The sequence below is a fragment of the Vibrio genomosp. F10 str. 9ZD137 genome, assembly GCF_049974785.1.
Lineage (GTDB): Bacteria > Pseudomonadota > Gammaproteobacteria > Enterobacterales > Vibrionaceae > Vibrio.
On record NZ_JBNGCJ010000238.1, the window covers coordinates 1 to 18038 of the forward strand.

Below are 18038 nucleotides of genomic sequence, written 5' to 3' on the forward strand. Positions count from 1 at the left end.
GTGGTTGGGGCTGCGGTATCTGCCGTTGCCGAAGGTATTCAGATGGCGATAAACCCAGAGCACAAATTTGATTGGAAGCAGGTGTTAATTGGTGCGGGGGTTGGCTTTATCACTGGCGGAATAGGGATAGCGGCAGCAGCACCTAAAGCGGGAGCACAGTTAGGCCTTGCTGTAGCGAAATCCGCACTAGCTGAATTGGGCTCCGTTCCTATCTCTACAGTGACGGCTTTATCAATGCAACCAAACGCCCCTAAGGCTCTGCAGACAATAGGCAAAATACTGGGTTTCTCACTAGCAATTGCTGGCGTAGGGTATGGTGTTAAAGGGGCTGGACAGCTAGGTAAGGCCATTGCTAAGGGTAAAGTTGTCAAAACTCTCTCCCGTGTGGAACGAAATCATCCATATTTCGATAACATGATCACTTTACGCCAAGCGGTATTTACAGGCGCGAGTATCGTAGCTGGTATATCTAGTGCCTCCGCAGGTATTGCATTTAACACAATGAACCATCTAGGCAAGAACTCTTACAATAGTGACTTAGCAATGCGTATTGGTCATTTTTCCAGTTCTGCTTTTGGCGCTTTAGGTGGTAAGTATTTAAGTCCAATAAAAAATCTTAAAACAGACCCAGTTGGCTATCTGTCAGCGAGATTTACCGACATTTCTCATGTAACAGGCTTTATAGCGTTGGTCGCAACGGAAGCGGGTAGTGACGCGAATCGACAATGGAACACGGTATCATTCTTAACCGGTATTACCTCTGTATACACTCTAAACACTCAGAACCATCTAAAGGTGTTTGATAAGAGTGGAGGATCGTATGACCTGTTATCGAATACTTTATTAAATGAGCAAGACTTGTTAAGTGGCCGATTTACAGGACTTACTAGGTTTTAGATCTAGTAGCGGGTTGATCGCGGCATTCCTTGGAAAGTCGCGATCAACCTTAAAAGCGGCTTCAATCTGTTTAGCGCAATGGCTGATAGAGGTGTAATGTGGGCGGCTGTTATCTACTAGTCCTTCTGTTGACGCTTGTGCTTTGGCACGTAGTTCAAAATTGAAATGGGCACAGGCTTGCGTGGTTCAAAACCTTCAACCTCGCCGCAGAAGACTTTGAGCATATCTTTGAATACACCCTATTGAACTTTGGCATAGAGCAAGCGGATGCTTATACAGACAGTATGCATGACGTTTTGCTAACGCTTGCAGAACAACCTTTGATGGGTTACGAGTGCCTTGAAATTGCCGAAGGGCTTCGCCGCCACGATCACCATAAACGTGCTATTTTTTATCGCTCACAACCTCATAGTGTTTACATAATCCGTATTCTTCATCAGCAAATGGAACCATTGCGGCATTTCCATCCAGATATTTATTAAAGTTCCTCATGGCTACATGCCGGAAATGGGAAAACAATACGTCACCGATTTGAGTTTGTGTAACCAATAAGAGGTTCTGTCTATGCCCGTAGATTTTTTAACCACTGAACAAAAAAATAGTTACGGGCAATTTAATGGGGAGCCGAATGATGTTCAATTGGCGCGGTATTTCCATTTGGACGAGGCTGATTTAGCTTTTATTACACAAAGACGTGGTGAACACAATCGATTTGGAGTCGCTCTGCAATTAGGTTGTGTTCGCTTTCTTGGTACTTTCTTAATCGATTTAAGTCAAGTCCCAACGAATACCCAATGGTTTGTCGCAAGGCAACTGAATATAACCAATATTGGTATTTTGTCTGATTATTCTCAGCGCGAAACCACACGCCGCGAGCATACCGCTCTGATCCGCAATCAATATGGTTATCGTGAGTTTGTTTGGCCGTGGTCATTCCGGTTATCCCGCCTCCTCTATAGCCGGAGTTGGATCAGTAATGAACGCCCGAGTTTACTGTTTGATTTAGCTACCGGATGGCTGGTCCAACACAAAATCCTTTTGCCAGGTGCGTCAACGCTAACGCGCTTGATTTCACAAATCAGAGACCGAGCAGAAAACCGATTGTGGCAGCAACTATCCAGCCTCCCAAATTCGGAGCAGCAAGCTAGATTGGACTCCTTACTACAAATTCCTGAAACAGCCAGAACATCACACTTCGACCGTTTTCGTAAGGGGCCGGTCAATGTCAGTGGCCCTGCATTTAATGAGGCCATTGAACGTTACAAAGCACTTCAAACCTATGGGATAACTGAACTGGATTTTACTGGTATTCCTCCCGTCCGGTTTAAGCATATTGCCCGCCATGCTGGAATGATCTCAGCATACAAAATAGGCCGTATGCCGGAGACTAAACGTACTGCGATACTCGTGGCTTTTGTGAAAGCCTATGAAATTATTGCATTAGATGAAGCATTGGATGTACTGGATCTTTTGATTACCAACATCGCTGGCGAAGCGAAGAAATTAGGACAGAAAAAGCGTCTTCGTACTCTGAAAGATTTAGATAAATCTGCACTAGCTTTAGCCAAAGTTTGTGCTCTGCTGCTAGACGACAACTTAGATGATGAGTCGCTACGTCCGTCAGTCTTTGCTAAATTTTCACGGGAAAAGCTAGCGCAATCTATTTCTACCGTACACGAGTTAGCCCGACCTTATGATGACAATTTTCATGAAGAGATGGTTGAACAGTACGGGCGAGTTCGACGTTTTCTACCAAAACTGCTCCGTGATATCGAATTTTCCGCCGCTCCTGCGGGAGACAAAACGCTTGAAGTTCACCAGTACTTAGCGCAACTACTCGACTCAAAAAAACAAATTCTTGATGATGCGCCAGTGGATATCGTATCTAATCCATGGAAGCGATTGGTATTAGATAAAGATGGTCGGGTGACTAAACGAGGCTACACACTGGGTTTTTTGGATAAATTACAGGATAGCTTGCGCCGACGAGATATCTATGTCGAAAACAGCGATCGCTGGGGCGATCCGAGAGCCAAACTTTTGCAGGGGCAAGAGTGGCAGTCCAACCGAATTCAGGTCTGTCGATCACTGGGACATCCGCTAAACGCAAAAGAAGCCATCGATGCGTTAGTCAGGCAACTGGATACAACCTATCATCAGGTTACCGCAAATTTTGACGATAATGGTTCGGTGGATATTGATATCTCGAGGAAACGACCGGCTCTGACCATCACAAATATTGATAGACTGGATAACCCTCCGAGTTTACAAGGCTTATCCAAACAAGTGGAGGCGCTACTTCCTGCCATAGACCTCACAGAACTGCTACTTGAAATCAATGCTCATACTGGCTTTGCCGATGAGTTTACCCATATTAGCGAATCCAATGCTCGTGCTAATGATTTAACGGTAAGTATCTGCGCCGTGTTACTGTCCGAAGCTTGCAATATCGGCTTAGAGCCACTGATAAAATCTCATATCCCCGCCTTGACCAGACACCGACTCAGTTGGGTTAAACAAAATTATTTACGTGCTGAAACGTTAGTAAAAGCCAATGCGAAACTTGTCGATTTTCAGTCTACTCTTGCGCTAGCTAAGCATTGGGGCGGAGGAGAAGTTGCCTCTGCTGACGGGATGCGATTTATCACACCAGTAAGAACCGTCAATTCAGGAGCAAACCGAAAATACTTTGGTTCCAGCCGTGGTATCACATGGTATAACTTCATCTCCGATCAATTTTCTGGATTTCACGGAATCGTTATACCAGGAACACGACGAGACTCCATATTCGTATTGGAAGGATTACTGGAACAGCAAACCGGATTAAACCCCACTGAGATCATGACGGATACCGCCGGAGCCAGTGACATGGTATTTGGTTTATTCTGGTTGTTGGGGTATCAATTTTCGCCACGATTAGCCGATGCGGGTGAATCGGTATTTTGGCGTGTAGATAAAGAAGCGGATTACGGCGTACTCGATGAGCTAGCTCGGAGCTGCGTAAATCCTCAAAAAATTGAGCTTCACTGGGATGACATGATGCGTATTGCCGGCTCTCTTAAACTAGGGAAAGTGCAGGCATCAGAACTGATTCGGTCATTACTCAAAAGTGACCGTCCATCAAGTCTGGCCCAAGCCATTATCGAAGCTGGCCGTATCAATAAGACATTATATTTACTGAATTACATCGATGACGAAGACTATCGACGCAGAATTCTAACCCAATTAAACCGAGGCGAAAGTCGTCATGCCGTAGCCAGAGCCATTTGTCACGGTCAACGCGGTGAAATCCGCAAACGTTACCGAGAAGGGCAAGAAGATCAATTGGGTTCGCTTGGCATAGTCACTAATGCCGTTGTACTGTGGAACACCATGTATATGCAAGCTGCATTAGAGCACATAGAACGGCAAGGTGAAACACTAAAAGATGAAGACATTGCAAGGCTATCACCACTCAGTCGTAAGCATGTAAATATGTTGGGGCATTACTCATTTACATTGACCGAACAGGTTTTAAATGGTGAGTTAAGACCGCTTAAACAGCCGTCAGATCAGGAAGATTTTGCTTAGCGTACGTTTTCGTTCCATTGGGCTTCAGACCCCGATACTGGATGAGCTTTACCAATGGATGACGACCCAGAAGGTGATTGGCTCTAGCCCACTAGGCAAAGCGATAAAATATACGCTTGGGCAGTGGTCAAAGCTTATTCGTTATATCGACGATGGTCACTTATCTATTGATAATAATCGCGCTGAACGCGCAATTAAACCACTGGTCATTGGCAGGAAGAACTGGCTGTTCTCTAACACACCAAACGGTGCTGATGCGAGCGCGATGCTTTACAGCTTCATCGAGACCGCGAAAGCCAACGGTCTTATCCTCTACGACTACATGGTCAAGTGCATGAAAGAGCTGGCGAAAGCTGAGCCTGATATCGACGCACTCCTGCCTTGGAACTTCAAACACTGACAAGTCGCCCCGTGGGTTCATGGGGCGGATACCTTGAAGTTAGAGGAAGGGCTGGGAAAATTGTTTTGTCGATAGATTAATCTAATGTGCTAGCTGCAGTATCTAAATTGCTTCCCTTACCTGATTGGCTAATCGAAGTCTTCTTTGATACAGAACTAAATCAGTTATCCTATCAAGATACATTAAGCGATAACTATCTATGGTAGATAGTTATCGGACAAGAATAAGCTAGAATGTCAATTCGAACAAACTCTAGCTTATTCCTTACATTCAAACCTTAAATGCTAATAAATATTTTTTATTATTCATGTGGATGTTCATTAAATTGTTTTGCGTTATCGCCAATTTTTAACCAGCTAGGTTTCTCAGAAACAAACTCATGAAATTTGTTTTCGATCTCAAACTCAGTATCTATACAGTGTGCATTTATTGGAAAAGAGTCCATTTTCGATAGAACCTCACCAAGCGAAGTACCAGAAATCGAGAAAAAACATCGATCATATTCGTACGGTGGTTCTTCCTTAAAGATAGTAATTTTGTCTACCCCAGTAATAATTTTAAATTTTTCAGATTTAAGAAACGCCAATGAGCTTGCTCCGACTTTACGACAACGACTGCAATGGCAACTCCCCATCATACTGGGCTCTTCTGTTAATTCGAACTGAACCTATTCACAACAACAGCTTCCTTTAATCATCTTTATTCCCTTTGAATAGTGTAATACATTAATAAATGCATAGGCTATTTCAGATGATTTAGGATCAAGCACAAAGCATTAGCAATGAAAAACTTCGCGGCGATAAAAGTCATGAATCTAGTTGCAATAAATTCCTAAGTTCAGCACTGTTAAACAATTTATCTAACGCCTCCTTCACATTTTCCTCTTCAAATGGATGTGCTCGAAATAGCTTAGTGTGGAGTGCGCTTGAAAGAGTATCAAGTTGATCAGATTTATCGGCTAATCTATCGTAGATTTTAACTTTGTAATTAGCCGTAAACTCTAATTTATCAGGGTCAACATAACCTGCGTTTATAAAACCTTTAGTTTTTTTACTACAACGACAAGGGTTGTTCTTGTTGACGAGACTACATTGATCATTCATGAAATTATTCATATCACCTCTTGCTCTAGAAAGCTTCTTCCGATAATTTGAGCTACTAAGGCCAAAAATTTCACTACCAAGAGAGTGACCTATATTAAAAATGTCCCCCATGACATAAATTAATCGTTGCTCTCGGTCAAGACACATCAACATCCCTGACATACAACTTATCTTAGCTTCTTCAACAGACTCCCTAAGTATTATCAGCTCTTCTCCATTCAATTCATTAGTAGGCATCGACGCTAAATTATCTGAATAGCCGTCAAATCCACCACTGATCGCCAACTCGACTCTCTTTTTATTCATATCTAAAATGTGATTTACAGCGATTCTATATAACCAAGTTTTAAAAGAACTTCTAAAATTGAAACTACTCAATTTAGAAATCGTTTTAATCCATATTTCATTGTTAACATCTTCAGCATCATGATGGCTATAAAGCATTTTTAGACAAATATTAAAAGTGTACGTGTAATGCTTTTCTACTAACTCTCGCAATGCCGATTGATCACCATTAAGAAATGACTGTACCTGTATTGAATCCAATATTTATCTCTCACTTATAAAAGAGTTACTAGCAAAACTTAGTCATAACAAACCAGTAACTCATAGGGTCATAGGATCATAGGATCAACTATGCAATCAAATACCAGAAATCCAACTTCGATGATTGAGGTTCACATAAATCAATCAGTTGCCTCCCTTCATCGACACCCAAGTAATCGAAGCAGATTTCTCGTGTTCTGCCAAAGGTCTTACCGAATACCAGTTCAGAATATTTTCCATCATCCAGTTTTCCTATGAAATGACCTAAAGTATTGTCAAACGCGTCTAAGTATTGTTTTTCAAGATTAGTCGAGATAGAAAGCAATTTTTCTTCTGTGAATCCTATATCCTTTTTAACTGCAAACGTTCCGTGTTCAAAACAAGAGAAAAACTCAGGTATTACAAAATTATTTTTCATAATAGTATGGTGATGCATTTTTACAGTATCTTTATCCACACACTTTAGAAACAGCTGACAAGCTTCACTGCTCATAAACCCTTTGGGAAACTCATTCAACGAATTCATGTCATCAAAAAAAAACAAATTTGCATAATCACCACTCAAGTTTCTAACTAAGCAATGAAATATAATCCCTTCTTGGTGAGCCATGTATTGGCCCTCAAACCGCATGACGCTATTGATCAACTGCTCATCGCTAACCCCTTCTACTTTCGAAAAAGTAGTAAACTCCATTGCTCGCGGCACATCGTTACTTACTCGTAGCATTTCTTTCTCCTAATCAGTCCAATAAATTTCAGTCACAGTTAATTAGACGATTGAAATATTCAGGTGTGACAAGATAATGGAAAAATACGACATCTAACACTCTCAACTATCCTGCCATCGTGGGGTCAACGTGAACCACAAACCTTTCCATCAATCTGATTTCACGACTATGGGCCGAGAACTATGAAGCAATTATGATTTAATCAATAAAACGCTAAAATTAGAGCTAACCGAAAGCATGCTCGCCGATGACATAACACCAACGATTGCCTGTATGAACGAGCCACGAGAGCTTGGTGTGGTATTGATGATTTGAGCACTCCCCCCCTATCAAGTTGAACAACCTCTGCTGTTATATATGACGGTCAATTTTAACAGTGTAAAACTGAGCGAGCCTCAAGGAACGCCAACCACTTATTTGGCGGAACTCATCTGTACACTTCAATCATGAAAGGGTTGGCCAAATCAGAGACAGATATAGAATTACTTCTTCATTGGAAATTTTCTCACTAATAATGCGCCAGTGGGTTTATGGGGCGCTTACCTTACAAATGGGGCCTAGCTTGAGTACACTAACTCTGCCCCATTTTTTATTCTGTCTACACAGAAAAAGGGTATTTTATTGGTTCGTGATGTTGGTAATCAACCACTTCAAAATCATCAACGGTAACCCATGTTTCGAGGTCTTCTAAAGATTTAATTTTAGGGTTAATGATTAACCGTGGTGGAGCATAAGGCTCTCTTGTTAGTTGTTGTTTCATTAACTCAACTTGGTCTTCATAAATATGTGCATTAACAATTTTGTGATAAACCTTGCCTGCTTTTAGTCCACAAATTTGAGCAGTTATAGCCAATAGCCAATATGTTTGAGGTGCATTAAAACTGTTTCCTAATGGAAGATCATTCGAGCGTTGGATGCTGTTTAAATATAGAGTATCACCAAGTAAGCTAAATTGATGTAAGAACATGCACGGACGAAGACATCCCATATGGAATTCTCCCACATTATAGAATGACAAGATTTCTCCCCTGTCATCAATGCCTTGGCTTAGGTTATCAATGATTTTTTTATATTGATCTATGAAACCGCCATCTGGCTTAGCCCATCTTCGACCTTGAACGCCGTAAACCCGTCCCATGTCATCTTCACCTTTACGGTGTGGGTTATTTAGCCAAGCTTCGTTCAAATTCGCATTAGCATCCCATGTTTTTGTACCCAATTTTCTAAAGTCAGCAGCGTTATCGTAGCCTCTAAGGTAGCCTAGCATTTCTGCTATTGCACTTTTCCAAAAGCATTTTCTTGTGGTGACAAGAGGGAATTCACCAGCACCTACATCATATGTAAAGTCAGCGTTAATAACTGTTAAACAACGCTTTCCCGTTCGTTTGTTCTCAATCCAAACACCTTTATCAATTACACGTTGGCAAAGGTCTTCGTATTGGCTGTGATTGTTTTGCATTCGGTATACCTAGGTCTTTTTTTACTACTATACTTTATTCTGTATTGCATTACTTGGGGGATAGTTGGTGATTCTATTAATAAAATACTCAAACAGTCCAACTCTAAATTGACGAGTCGAGTTAGCAGCATTTTTGTACACTCGCCCTTTTGAGTCTAGCTCCATGACTGAGCAACTACTCCAATGCTGAGCATTTTTACTGTAATCCAACTGCCCTAAAACTTTTCCTGCTATTTTTAACTGTTTTTTCGATGCGCCATCGGAAACCAATTTGTGTATTGTTAATCCTAAAGCTTGCCAAACTTGCGGTGATAGTTGGTACCCTGAACGATTGTGTACAAATGCTTGTTTTTGAGGCTTAAGCCACTCGGCTATGAAGGTAATAATTAAATCAACGTAGCCCTTAGAAAGTACGGCAGTTAGGCTTTCTCCAGTTGGTAAAGTGACGTCTTTGGACATCTTGCTATATTCTTGTGTCCCAACACCAGCAAGAGCGCCGACGATCATTTTAAACAAGATGTACTGTGATGTGATGTAACACTCTGAGACTTTCACATGTTTCGCATCAAACTTGACGCCACCGTAAGATAGCATTCTCGTTTCACTGATTACCTGCTCAATGAAAGGTTTCAATGGGTAACTCTCATCGGACATAGGCTTTGTTGCCGAATTCAGCTAAAGAGCGAACGCTAGCTAAATAGCTCGCATTTTAAACAACATACTGAGTTTCAGGCATACCTATCCCAGTTAGCTTGTTGATTGCTTTGATCATGGCGTAAGTCTCACCCACTTGTGCGTTGTAATTTCGAAGCGTGAGTGAAGCTCCTAGTAGTTGTTTTACGCGATACATCGCGGTCTCCGACAATGACCGCTTATGGTAACCATACTTCTGTTTCCACTTTTTATTTGAGCCATAGAGCTTTTGGCAGCCAACTGCCAGATTACGTGGATGCCCTTTTTCCCAGAAAGCTGCACCTTCACGCGGAGGGATTAAAGGTGTCGCTTTCTTAACCCTAATCGCTCTATGACATTCTCTTGTATCGTATGCACCATCTCCCGAGATTTCCTTGATGGTTCGGCGTGTTTGCTTGAGTAGGTTGGGGAGTACTTCCGCATCGGTCACACCTGATAGTGTCAGCTCTGCGGCGATAATTTCCTGTGTGGCTGTATCAACCGCAAGATGGAGTTTACGCCAGACTCGACGCTTGCCATCAGTTCCATGCTTTTTCACTTTCCATTCTCCCTCGCCGTATACCTTGAGCCCAGTTGCATCAATGGCTAGGTGTTGGATGGCGCCTCGTGTTGAGGCTTTGAAATTAATGTCTACATCCTTGGCTCGGCGGCTTATACAGGTATAGTGAGGACAAACCAATGGGACATTCGCTAGTTTAAATACTGAGTCTATAAAGCCTTGTAGTGCCCTTAAGGGCAGGGAAAAGATGCGCTTCACCATGAGAGCCGTCGTGATAGCTAAGTCACTAAACAATCGCGGTCTACCACGTCTATGCAGTTTAGATTGTGTCCACTCCGATATTGCTTCTTCGTCAATCCAAAACGTGAGTGAACCTCGATTGACTAAGGAGTTGTTGTATTTGCGCCAGTTGGTGGTTTTATAGCGAGGCTTTGGCATGAAATCAAAGTCAGTAAATGAATGTCCCTGATCTGATCGTAAGATTTTGATTTAGTTCATTCGATTTCGGCAACAAAGCCTCTTACTGGTAGTAACCCAATGTCCAAGAGTCATATAGTTCGTAATGAGATAAATTATGGAAAATTCAATCATGTTGGAACTAATCGAGATTAAGAATGAAATAAAGAGTATTAGTAATAATAGAACTTCGAAGCAAACTAGTGATAAGAATATCACACTAAGCATAGCAATTCTTGCCTGTTATATATCTGAAACAAATGGAACATATAAATGGGGAGATAAGGTTAATGCAGAAGCAATTAAGAGACTTGTGAGGAATAGATTAGATAACATTTCCAAAACTAAGTACCTACCAGGAATGTCAGTGTCAAATCTGGACAAGGATATATCTATTGGTGTGGCATTGCTAAACGAGTTGATTAATGAAAATAACACTTCAACAAAGATCGGTAGTACCAACACATTATAAGACGATTTAGTTACTCTCTGTATTGTCGATTATCGACTAAGACAATACAGAGAGGTAATTATGAATGAATTAAGGATCCTAAGATTAAATGAAGTAATCAATAGAGTTGGGGTGAGTAGGAGTACTATTTATGTCTGGATGCAAGAAGGTAACTTTCCAAAAAATATTGCACTAGGCCGTAAATCTGTTGGTTGGCTAAACTCGGATATTTCCAACTGGATCAAACAACGCTCAGGGAGGGTGGACTCATAGTGTTCTTTCGACAATGAATTCTATCCCTTTGTTGTGGGTTTGGGAACGAGCCTATATAGCACCCAAAGTGCATACAATCGGTTACTACATTAGTTATAGGTGAATTGTTGAAAGACAGTTTACCTATCAATTAAAGGTGAAGATTTATGGAGACAATACAAACAATATACAGAGACCTAGATGATTTATATGAAGAGACGAAGTTTATTTTCGAATCATGGATGCGGAATATTGCAGAGAAAGAAGTAAGACGATCACAACGAGGTGACAAAAAGGAAAGAACGAACTATCAACTGTCATTTGAGTTTCATGGTTCATCATTTCGAATTAGATGGATATATGTTCGATTTGTAAAAAATGGAGAGCGAATAATTAGAATCGCTAAACCATTAGCTATACCAAGGTCTCATTGCTACTCAAAGAGTAAATTCAAACATGCTGAACTATGGGAATTGGATTTAATTTGTAAAATAGAAGAAGTTCTTTATCCAATTAGAGTAAAGAAATCAGCCTTGATGAAAGCGCACCAAACATTACTTAGAGCAAATAAATTGGTTGGGTCTAGTGGTAATTACTCGTCATCAAAGGAAAGGGTTGTACCTACATCAAATACTATATCTAAGTACAAACAAAGATACCTATAAGTATTTCGTTGTGGGCAAGTAATATTAAAAATGGAGTTTATATGAATGTATTTGAACAAATAATTTCGTTTCTTGGACCTTCTGGCACTGAAAAGAAAGAATCTGGCTGTGAACTTAATGCCACTGATAATTATCCGCCGGAAAAAGTAGGTATAACACTTTACTCTTCTAGCAATCTGAAAGATATGTTCGAAAAGAATATCCTTGAACTTAAAGAAACTATGGCAGTTGGTGATAAGGTATTCAATTTATATATCAAGCCAGTATTAATTAATGTAATTGATTTAGTTAATTATCTACCAGCATCTCAGTACCATCACCATCGTGCTCCAGGAGGCTTAATCTACCATTTACTTGATGTATCAAAGAGGGCTAGTCAAATAGCTAAATTGTCTCACATGGGGTCAGCGACTGGGAATTTGCAAGATGGACAGAGGTGCGTAACCGAGCGAGAAGTGGCATGTGTATTAGCTGCATTGGTTCATGATGCGGGAAAAGTAATCACAGATATGATTATTACGAATGGTAAGAAAGGGGAAAATCATGCACGGTGGAGCCCTTTGGGTGGAATGTCTTTAGAGCAATGGGGAATCGAAAAGAGCAACGGTATTGTTTATGTTGATTGGAAGTTAAAGCGACATAATGATCATAAGTTGGGGTCAGTGGCTATCTCAACTAAGTTGATACCAGAAAGAACATGGCACTGGTTAGCTGATTGCGTTGAAGGTCAGGATATTTGTATTGAGCTATGGAACGCTATTTCTGGGCTCGGCGGAGATAACCCTATTAAGGGGGTAGTAGCGAAAGCAGATATAGCTTCTGTCAGATTTGATTTGTCATTTCAGTATAAGAATTGGAGTTTGACGCCAATTAGACGATCAATCAGTGATCTAGTTAGTGTTCAGATTAAGTACCTTATTTCCAATGGAGATTGGGAAATTAACCGAAAAGGTGCAGTAGTCTGGTTCGTTGATGGCGTTCTTTACATTTCATGGTCTAAAGCCGTAGCAGAGTTGGCGGACTACTTGGGTGGTATTGAATACTCGGTACCTTTAAACTCCGATACATTAGCTAGAGCGTTGGTTGAAGAGGGGCTTGCAGACGCAAATGGGGACCAGTTGTACTTTGAGATATACCCTGAAATACTTGGGAATAACAAGAAGCCTGTAAAGCTTAAGTGTTTAAAGATAAGTCATGTAGCATTAGTTATCCCAGAGCCAGAAAAAATGTATCCGATTAAACAACATACGCTAAAAATGAAACAGAAACCTATTACGACCAAACAGCAATTTGTCGAAAATGAACAACCCACTGTAGTTACTAGCTCTACTCAATGTGCAATTAACGAAAGAGAGAAAAATCCAAGCGAGTGTATGTTTGCGTCTCACAATCCAGAAGATGAGTTGGCAGCTGAAACCGCCACTGTGCTCGAGACAAAAAAGTCAGGTCGCAAAGAAGCAAATTATGACTCACCAATACCAAGCTTTCTGATTGAAAATGGCTATAAGGCATCTAGAGATGGCAATGTGCTGATACCCAAATCTGATATTGAGACTGCCACTCAACTTCTTGAAAGCTCAGGCTTACCAGAAATATCAGAGTTCAATGCATACTCAATGCTGAAAGGGTGTAAGTACGTAAAAGTTCAAGGCTAGAGACTTTAAGAGATGCTGGGTTTTGTTCTATTACCCAGTAGTCTTTTGATGCTGTCCTGATTTTTTTATACTCAGGCGTTATTTTTGGAAGCTGAACCAGACTTAACTCACAATAAATCATACTTTTTTCCTATTCTATCGCCATATTTAATGGAGCCATATATCCTAACTGTAGGTGTTATCAGGTTTGGCTTATGTCCGTAAATATCTCTTTTTACAATGAAAATGCTAATCAACTAGTAAAGCAATACGACTCAATTGATTTTGAGCTAGTTCATCAATCTTGGCAGGCGTATTGGCCTTCATCTGGTGAGCAAGTTCTTGATGTCGGTGCCGGCTCTGGACGTGATGCTCGATGGTTCGATCAACAAGGGTGTTCTGTAGTTGCTGTTGAGCCCGCAAAAGAACTTCGTCAATTAGGCTCTTCGAATCTCTCACCTTTAGTTCAGTGGCTAGATGACTCCCTACCAGCTTTAACTCACACTATAAAACTGTCAGGCCCATTTGACCTTATATTGGTGTCGGCGGTATGGATGCATTTAGATTGTGCCCAGCGAGCAGAATCACTTACCACGTTATCGAAGCTTCTATGTGCGAATGGAACATTGGTGATTACATTACGTCATGGTTGTTTTAATGATAGCCGTGAGGCTAATTCGGTTTCAGTAGAAGAAATCGAGCAATTAACTCAGACCTCAGAATTGACTATTTGTAGCGTAGCTGACAGCACAGACTCGCTAAATAGGGACGAGGTATTTTGGCAAACAGTCGTGTTAGTAAAATCTGATTCTAATACCAATGGGGAATAGTAGATGGCATTAGAGTATTATTTGGATCGGTTCCAGAATCTAAAGATGAACAGTGCTAGTGGCAAAAAGAGCCCGCATAAAGTGTGTATGTTGCTGGCCGTTATGGACCTAATACAAGCAGGCTATATTGTTTCCAACAAGATTTACTTGAATCAAATTCTTAAAGACCAGTTTACCCTTCACTTTGATGGCTTGGCGCAAGGTAAAGATAAAAATACCCCAGAGAATCCGTTCTTCCATTTAAGGAGCGAAGGCTTTTGGCATCTTTCCTATAAAGGTGGTTATGACAAAGAGTCAACCAGTCGATACTCAGCTAAGGCTGTAGATTATGTATTTATCGATGATGAGCTATTTGACTTCATGAAGAGCTCTATCGTATCTAACGAGCTAAAAGAAGCGCTAGTCTCAAACCTATCTGACTTAGCGACGTTATATCACCAATGGTTGATTGATATCGGTAAGTCTGAAAAAACAGCGAGCAATTATCTTGGAGCTGTAAGAGGATCAATATCTAACTGGTTGATGGACGCTGGTGAGCTGGATGAGCCGTTAACTAACATCAATTCATATCGTCAATTTGTTAATTCTGAAGAAAAGGTAAGGAAGCTCGAAGAGTTTCAAATTCGTGATTCTCGAGGAAACGGTATGTATAGCGCAGCACTATCTCATTACCATAAGTTTCTTTCAGACCTGGCAAAAATTGATATTAATGCTGACATTAAGCAAGTCATGACTGATAAGACACTCACCGAGACAGAGAAGACTATCTTGGTTAATACAAGGGTAGGACAAGGGCACTTCAGAGCAAAGCTGGTTCAAATGTGGGGCGGCTGCGCGCTAACAGGGTATCGTAATACTCAATTGTTGTTGGCATCTCACATCAAGCCTTGGCGAGATTCTAACAACGAGGAGCGTCTGGATAAATTTAATGGACTGTTATTATTGGCGAATCTCGATAAGGCGTTCGACCTTGGTTTTATCTCTTTTGATGATCATGGCAAAGTACTCATCTCTAGCTATTTGGAGTCGCCAGATGTGATTGGTTTAAAAGAAGACATGGCATTTAATATCGTAGCTGAGCATAAACCTTACCTTCGTTATCATCGTGGTGAGCTATTCAAAGGGCTCTAAGTCAGAACCCGTTGTTTAGAAACTAATTTAGAAAATCAAATAAGGCTTAAGCTCGTCAAAATTCCCAATGATGATCTGTTGCCCCTTGGGGTTCGAATTCAACACATTAATATCGATGTTATAAGCATCGAGAACATAGCGAACCAATGCTGCGTTCGTCGGTATTGTCAGGATGCTTTTTTCCATACCGTAGTCGTGTGCAATCACTTTGGCCTGGGCTTCGGTCAATCTTGAGTCGGGGATTAACTTAATAGAGAGATGAGTATTCCAAAGTTCATCTTGTTCTTTCCCTTTTATTTTTTTTGTCTCAAGAGCCGGAACACCTCGAATTCGGCTCAGCACGAAATCTCGATAGTCTTCTGAGTGTTCGCAATAAGCTCGAACATGCCAGCGTAATGGTGTACAAACGAGTGTATGTGGAGAGATGATCCGTTCTACTTCTTCACCATTCTTCAATGATGTGTAGCTTAAATCGACACGTTTCTTCTCTCTGATTGCTTGGACTAATGGTCGTAAAATTTCGGGTGTAATGTTGCGTGTCACTGGGCGAACCATCGTCGTATTTTCAAAGCCCATATCAAGCTCATTGAAAGTCACAGTCATATCTTCACTTCGAGATAGGATGTGTAAGTATTCATCAGCATGACCGCTCGTTAGCTTTGGAGCGAAGCTATCACTGGGCTTGTAGCCTTTCAACTGCTTATCGTAGACAAGGTTGTCAGGCGCAATTTCTACCAGGTAAGTATTGATATCTTTCGACGCTTGCTGTCTACCAATACCAAAGCTTTTAATTAAATGGTTAGTCGTTAGCCTACCTTCCCACAGCGCAATGACCTCTATCATTCTGTATCGAAACAAAAGGTCCCATCTTATTGGCCATTTACTCATTATCTAATTCCTGTCTAGTTATGCGACGTATATATGTAATCAGTATTTACGTGTAGCTAATAACGTCATATTATTTTTTGGTTAGTATTACGTCAAGGGCTGTTTAGGAGAGAACCATGAGTGAAATTCACATCACAAGAGCGGTATATCAAGACACCAAAGAGTCGGTATCAATTGAGGACGTCGATCGTGGTCTTCAAGCCAATGTTGTATGCGCTTGCTGTGGCGCTAAATTAGTTGCGAATAAGGGACAAAAGAAAGCTTGGCACTTTTCTCACTATTTTGACGAAGCATGTGTTTTGGCGTACGAGACACAACTTCATTTAACTGCCAAAGAGTATTTTGCAAAAGCCGGAAAGATACCTATACCGCTTGATACGGGATGGATTACCCCAGATGCTTGCGCAGAACTACAAGTATCTGATGTGAAAATTGAAGTCTATATGGATGGGAGAAGGCCGGATTTAGTGGCGACGGTCGGAAGCGAACAGTATTGGATTGAGATAGCCAATAAGCACAAATGCGATGACGATAAAGTTTGGTATTGCCGAAGTCATGATAAGAATGTCATTGAGATAGATGTCTCTGAGTGTGGTTATCTAGACCAGTTCGACTCTTTAGAGCATTGTTTAGTGCGAACACAGTCGCTCAATGCTTGTAATGATTACCTTGATGAAATAGCAAAAAGTACAGCGCATAAACATGAAAAAGTTAGAAAACAAATTGAAGTCTTGAAGCGTTCAGAAAAGAAACTTGAAGAGCAAGAAATAAAGCAAGACAAAGTAGAGAAAACGTTAGAAGAGCGTATCGAAATACACCAGAAAAAGTATGAAGATCGCTTAGAGAAAATGAAACTTCGCAAAGATGCTCAGGATGAGATTCTAGCTGAATTGGAGAAAGCGATCGACTTTCATCAAACCCTATTAGATTCAGTTCAGGCGCGACATGCCCAGATTGAACATGAGATAGAAGAGAAGGTTACATCGAGCCTTAAGCAGCTAGAGGAACAAAACCAAGCCGTGCTTCTTCAGTTAAAAGGGGAGTTACAACGAGAATGGAATCTGGAGTTGAGAAAAAAGAGAGAGGAGTTTGAACAACAACTTGCGGATGAATTTAATCGACAATTTCAAAGTGAAATCGTGGCGATGGAAGAAAGACAACGAGCACATCAAAAACTAGCTCAAGAGTTAAAGGTTTTGGAACACGAAAAGTTTTTCCTGTGTGATGAGATTGAATCTTTAGGTTTGCGTAAAAAAGAAGCTTTGGAGCAACAAGGGCATGAGTTGCGAGAATCATTTGCTCCACTTATTGAACAAAGAAACACCTTGACCCATGAAGTGACCGAATTGACAAAGCAGGTAAAAGCAAAATTGATAGAAGCGGATCTTGTCGACACTTATGCGAATAACCTTGTTGAGGTGAGAGATTTCTGTCTAGTTCGTTCTGACTACCGACAAGCGATCAACCAACGAATGAATGAGCTCAAGTCAATAGAACGTCAATGTAAAGAGCTAGCATTTGATTATGAGCAGAAATTCGAACGATTAGATGTAATGGTAAAACTATCAAACGAATTCGTTAAAGCATTTAAGAGTACCTTCGATGTACTACAAAAGAAGGCGCTTTTAAGTGAGCTACCGGAGGTCTTAGTTAATCGAGTAAATAAGCACTCCATTATGCTATCAAGAAATGCTCAAGAAGAGCTTGATGACCTTGAACAGATGGAAGCTTAGTTGCATCGCAAATACTGAGTTGAAAGCTGTGCTCACAGCTCTGAGTGGTTATTAATAAAGCGTTAGATTGCATAATGGAATGGAGATCATTGTTCATTCCTCA

16 protein-coding genes and 2 pseudogenes are annotated in these 18038 nt (G+C 40.9%); 11 read left to right on the forward strand and 7 right to left on the reverse strand.

Features of this window, described 5'->3' with window-relative positions; genetic code table 11:
- The 4 genes and pseudogenes from ACP45E_RS03545 to ACP45E_RS03560 form a co-directional block, all read left to right on the forward strand.
- Positions 1–897 (forward strand): RHS repeat-associated core domain-containing protein (locus ACP45E_RS03545; RefSeq protein WP_069584702.1); only part of this gene is annotated, 897 nt, incomplete at its 5' end.
- Between the two features lie 242 nt (positions 898–1139).
- Positions 1140–1379, forward strand: a complete 240-nt coding sequence (locus ACP45E_RS03550) for a type II toxin-antitoxin system RelE/ParE family toxin (protein ID WP_017038492.1) — start codon at positions 1140–1142, stop codon at positions 1377–1379.
- A gap of 82 nt (positions 1380–1461) precedes the next feature.
- The gene (locus ACP45E_RS03555; RefSeq protein WP_017038493.1) at positions 1462–4467 is read left to right on the forward strand and encodes a Tn3 family transposase; all 3006 of its coding nucleotides are present in this window, start codon (positions 1462–1464) and stop codon (positions 4465–4467) included.
- Between the two features lie 31 nt (positions 4468–4498).
- Positions 4499–4867: pseudogene (locus ACP45E_RS03560) on the forward strand (IS66 family transposase); the annotation flags it as partial.
- Between the two features lie 301 nt (positions 4868–5168).
- Here the strand turns inward: ACP45E_RS03560 and ACP45E_RS03565 are convergent.
- From ACP45E_RS03565 to ACP45E_RS03590, 6 genes and pseudogenes are all read right to left on the reverse strand, one after another.
- On the reverse strand, positions 5169–5504 hold the full coding sequence (locus ACP45E_RS03565; RefSeq protein WP_017039116.1) for a GFA family protein: 336 nt from the start codon (positions 5502–5504) through the stop codon (positions 5169–5171).
- Between the two features lie 169 nt (positions 5505–5673).
- A complete protein-coding gene (locus ACP45E_RS03570) occupies positions 5674–6516 on the reverse strand; it encodes an RNA polymerase sigma factor (protein WP_017039117.1) in 843 nt (280 codons plus the stop codon).
- 88 nt (positions 6517–6604) lie between these two features.
- On the reverse strand, positions 6605–7243 hold the full coding sequence (locus ACP45E_RS03575) for a hypothetical protein (RefSeq protein WP_017039118.1): 639 nt from the start codon (positions 7241–7243) through the stop codon (positions 6605–6607).
- Positions 7244–7842: 599 nt separating this feature from the next.
- Complete coding sequence (locus tag ACP45E_RS03580; protein WP_017039119.1) at positions 7843–8703, reverse strand: thymidylate synthase; 861 nt, start codon at positions 8701–8703, stop codon at positions 7843–7845.
- A gap of 27 nt (positions 8704–8730) precedes the next feature.
- A pseudogene (locus ACP45E_RS03585) lies at positions 8731–9351 on the reverse strand (hypothetical protein); the annotation flags it as partial.
- Positions 9352–9412: 61 nt separating this feature from the next.
- On the reverse strand, positions 9413–10333 hold the full coding sequence (locus ACP45E_RS03590; RefSeq protein ID WP_017039127.1) for an IS5 family transposase: 921 nt from the start codon (positions 10331–10333) through the stop codon (positions 9413–9415).
- Positions 10334–10469: 136 nt separating this feature from the next.
- On the opposite strand from ACP45E_RS03590, the gene ACP45E_RS03595 reads away from it, so the two are divergent.
- The 6 genes from ACP45E_RS03595 (at position 10470) to ACP45E_RS03620 (ending at position 15314) form a co-directional block, all read left to right on the forward strand.
- A complete protein-coding gene (locus tag ACP45E_RS03595) occupies positions 10470–10823 on the forward strand; it encodes a hypothetical protein (protein WP_017038636.1) in 354 nt (117 codons plus the stop codon).
- Positions 10824–10883: 60 nt separating this feature from the next.
- Complete coding sequence (locus ACP45E_RS03600; RefSeq protein WP_038126414.1) at positions 10884–11075, forward strand: helix-turn-helix transcriptional regulator; 192 nt, start codon at positions 10884–10886, stop codon at positions 11073–11075.
- A gap of 221 nt (positions 11076–11296) precedes the next feature.
- On the forward strand, positions 11297–11719 hold the full coding sequence (mobI, locus tag ACP45E_RS03605; protein ID WP_426510576.1) for a conjugative transfer protein MobI(A/C): 423 nt from the start codon (positions 11297–11299) through the stop codon (positions 11717–11719).
- Positions 11720–11760: 41 nt separating this feature from the next.
- Positions 11761–13374, forward strand: coding sequence for a MobH family relaxase (gene mobH / locus ACP45E_RS03610; RefSeq protein ID WP_017038633.1), 1614 nt, complete (start codon positions 11761–11763; stop codon positions 13372–13374).
- A gap of 194 nt (positions 13375–13568) precedes the next feature.
- Positions 13569–14183 (forward strand): class I SAM-dependent methyltransferase, encoded by a 615-nt coding sequence (locus ACP45E_RS03615; RefSeq protein WP_017038632.1) that lies wholly within the window; start codon positions 13569–13571, stop codon positions 14181–14183.
- Positions 14184–14186: 3 nt separating this feature from the next.
- On the forward strand, positions 14187–15314 hold the full coding sequence (locus ACP45E_RS03620; RefSeq protein ID WP_026026722.1) for an HNH endonuclease: 1128 nt from the start codon (positions 14187–14189) through the stop codon (positions 15312–15314).
- A 27-nt stretch (positions 15315–15341) separates the two neighbouring features.
- Here the strand turns inward: ACP45E_RS03620 and ACP45E_RS03625 are convergent, their stop codons facing one another.
- Positions 15342–16202 carry a helix-turn-helix transcriptional regulator gene (locus tag ACP45E_RS03625; protein WP_017038630.1) on the reverse strand — a complete coding sequence of 287 codons (861 nt, stop codon included), beginning with the start codon at positions 16200–16202 and terminating at the stop codon, positions 15342–15344.
- A 116-nt stretch (positions 16203–16318) separates the two neighbouring features.
- Between ACP45E_RS03625 and ACP45E_RS03630 the strand changes: the two genes are divergently transcribed.
- Positions 16319–17935, forward strand: coding sequence for a competence protein CoiA family protein (locus tag ACP45E_RS03630; protein WP_017038629.1), 1617 nt, complete (start codon positions 16319–16321; stop codon positions 17933–17935).
- The last annotated feature ends 103 nt before the right edge of the window (positions 17936–18038 follow it).

Excerpts from the sequence above, each read along its gene's own strand:
- ACP45E_RS03555 (WP_017038493.1), top strand. The coding sequence starts at position 1,462 with ATGCCCGTAGATTTTTTAACCACTGAACAAAAAAATAGTTACGGGCAA.
- ACP45E_RS03565 (WP_017039116.1), bottom strand. The coding sequence starts at position 5,504 with ATGATGGGGAGTTGCCATTGCAGTCGTTGTCGTAAAGTCGGAGCAAGC.
- ACP45E_RS03575 (WP_017039118.1), bottom strand. The coding sequence starts at position 7,243 with ATGCTACGAGTAAGTAACGATGTGCCGCGAGCAATGGAGTTTACTACT.
- ACP45E_RS03580 (WP_017039119.1), bottom strand. The coding sequence starts at position 8,703 with ATGCAAAACAATCACAGCCAATACGAAGACCTTTGCCAACGTGTAATT.
- ACP45E_RS03590 (WP_017039127.1), bottom strand. The coding sequence starts at position 10,333 with ATGCCAAAGCCTCGCTATAAAACCACCAACTGGCGCAAATACAACAAC.
- ACP45E_RS03595 (WP_017038636.1), top strand. The coding sequence starts at position 10,470 with ATGGAAAATTCAATCATGTTGGAACTAATCGAGATTAAGAATGAAATA.
- ACP45E_RS03600 (WP_038126414.1), top strand. The coding sequence starts at position 10,884 with ATGAATGAATTAAGGATCCTAAGATTAAATGAAGTAATCAATAGAGTT.
- mobI (WP_426510576.1), top strand. The coding sequence starts at position 11,297 with ATGCGGAATATTGCAGAGAAAGAAGTAAGACGATCACAACGAGGTGAC.
- mobH (WP_017038633.1), top strand. The coding sequence starts at position 11,761 with ATGAATGTATTTGAACAAATAATTTCGTTTCTTGGACCTTCTGGCACT.
- ACP45E_RS03615 (WP_017038632.1), top strand. The coding sequence starts at position 13,569 with ATGTCCGTAAATATCTCTTTTTACAATGAAAATGCTAATCAACTAGTA.
- ACP45E_RS03620 (WP_026026722.1), top strand. The coding sequence starts at position 14,187 with ATGGCATTAGAGTATTATTTGGATCGGTTCCAGAATCTAAAGATGAAC.
- ACP45E_RS03625 (WP_017038630.1), bottom strand. The coding sequence starts at position 16,202 with ATGAGTAAATGGCCAATAAGATGGGACCTTTTGTTTCGATACAGAATG.
- ACP45E_RS03630 (WP_017038629.1), top strand. The coding sequence starts at position 16,319 with ATGAGTGAAATTCACATCACAAGAGCGGTATATCAAGACACCAAAGAG.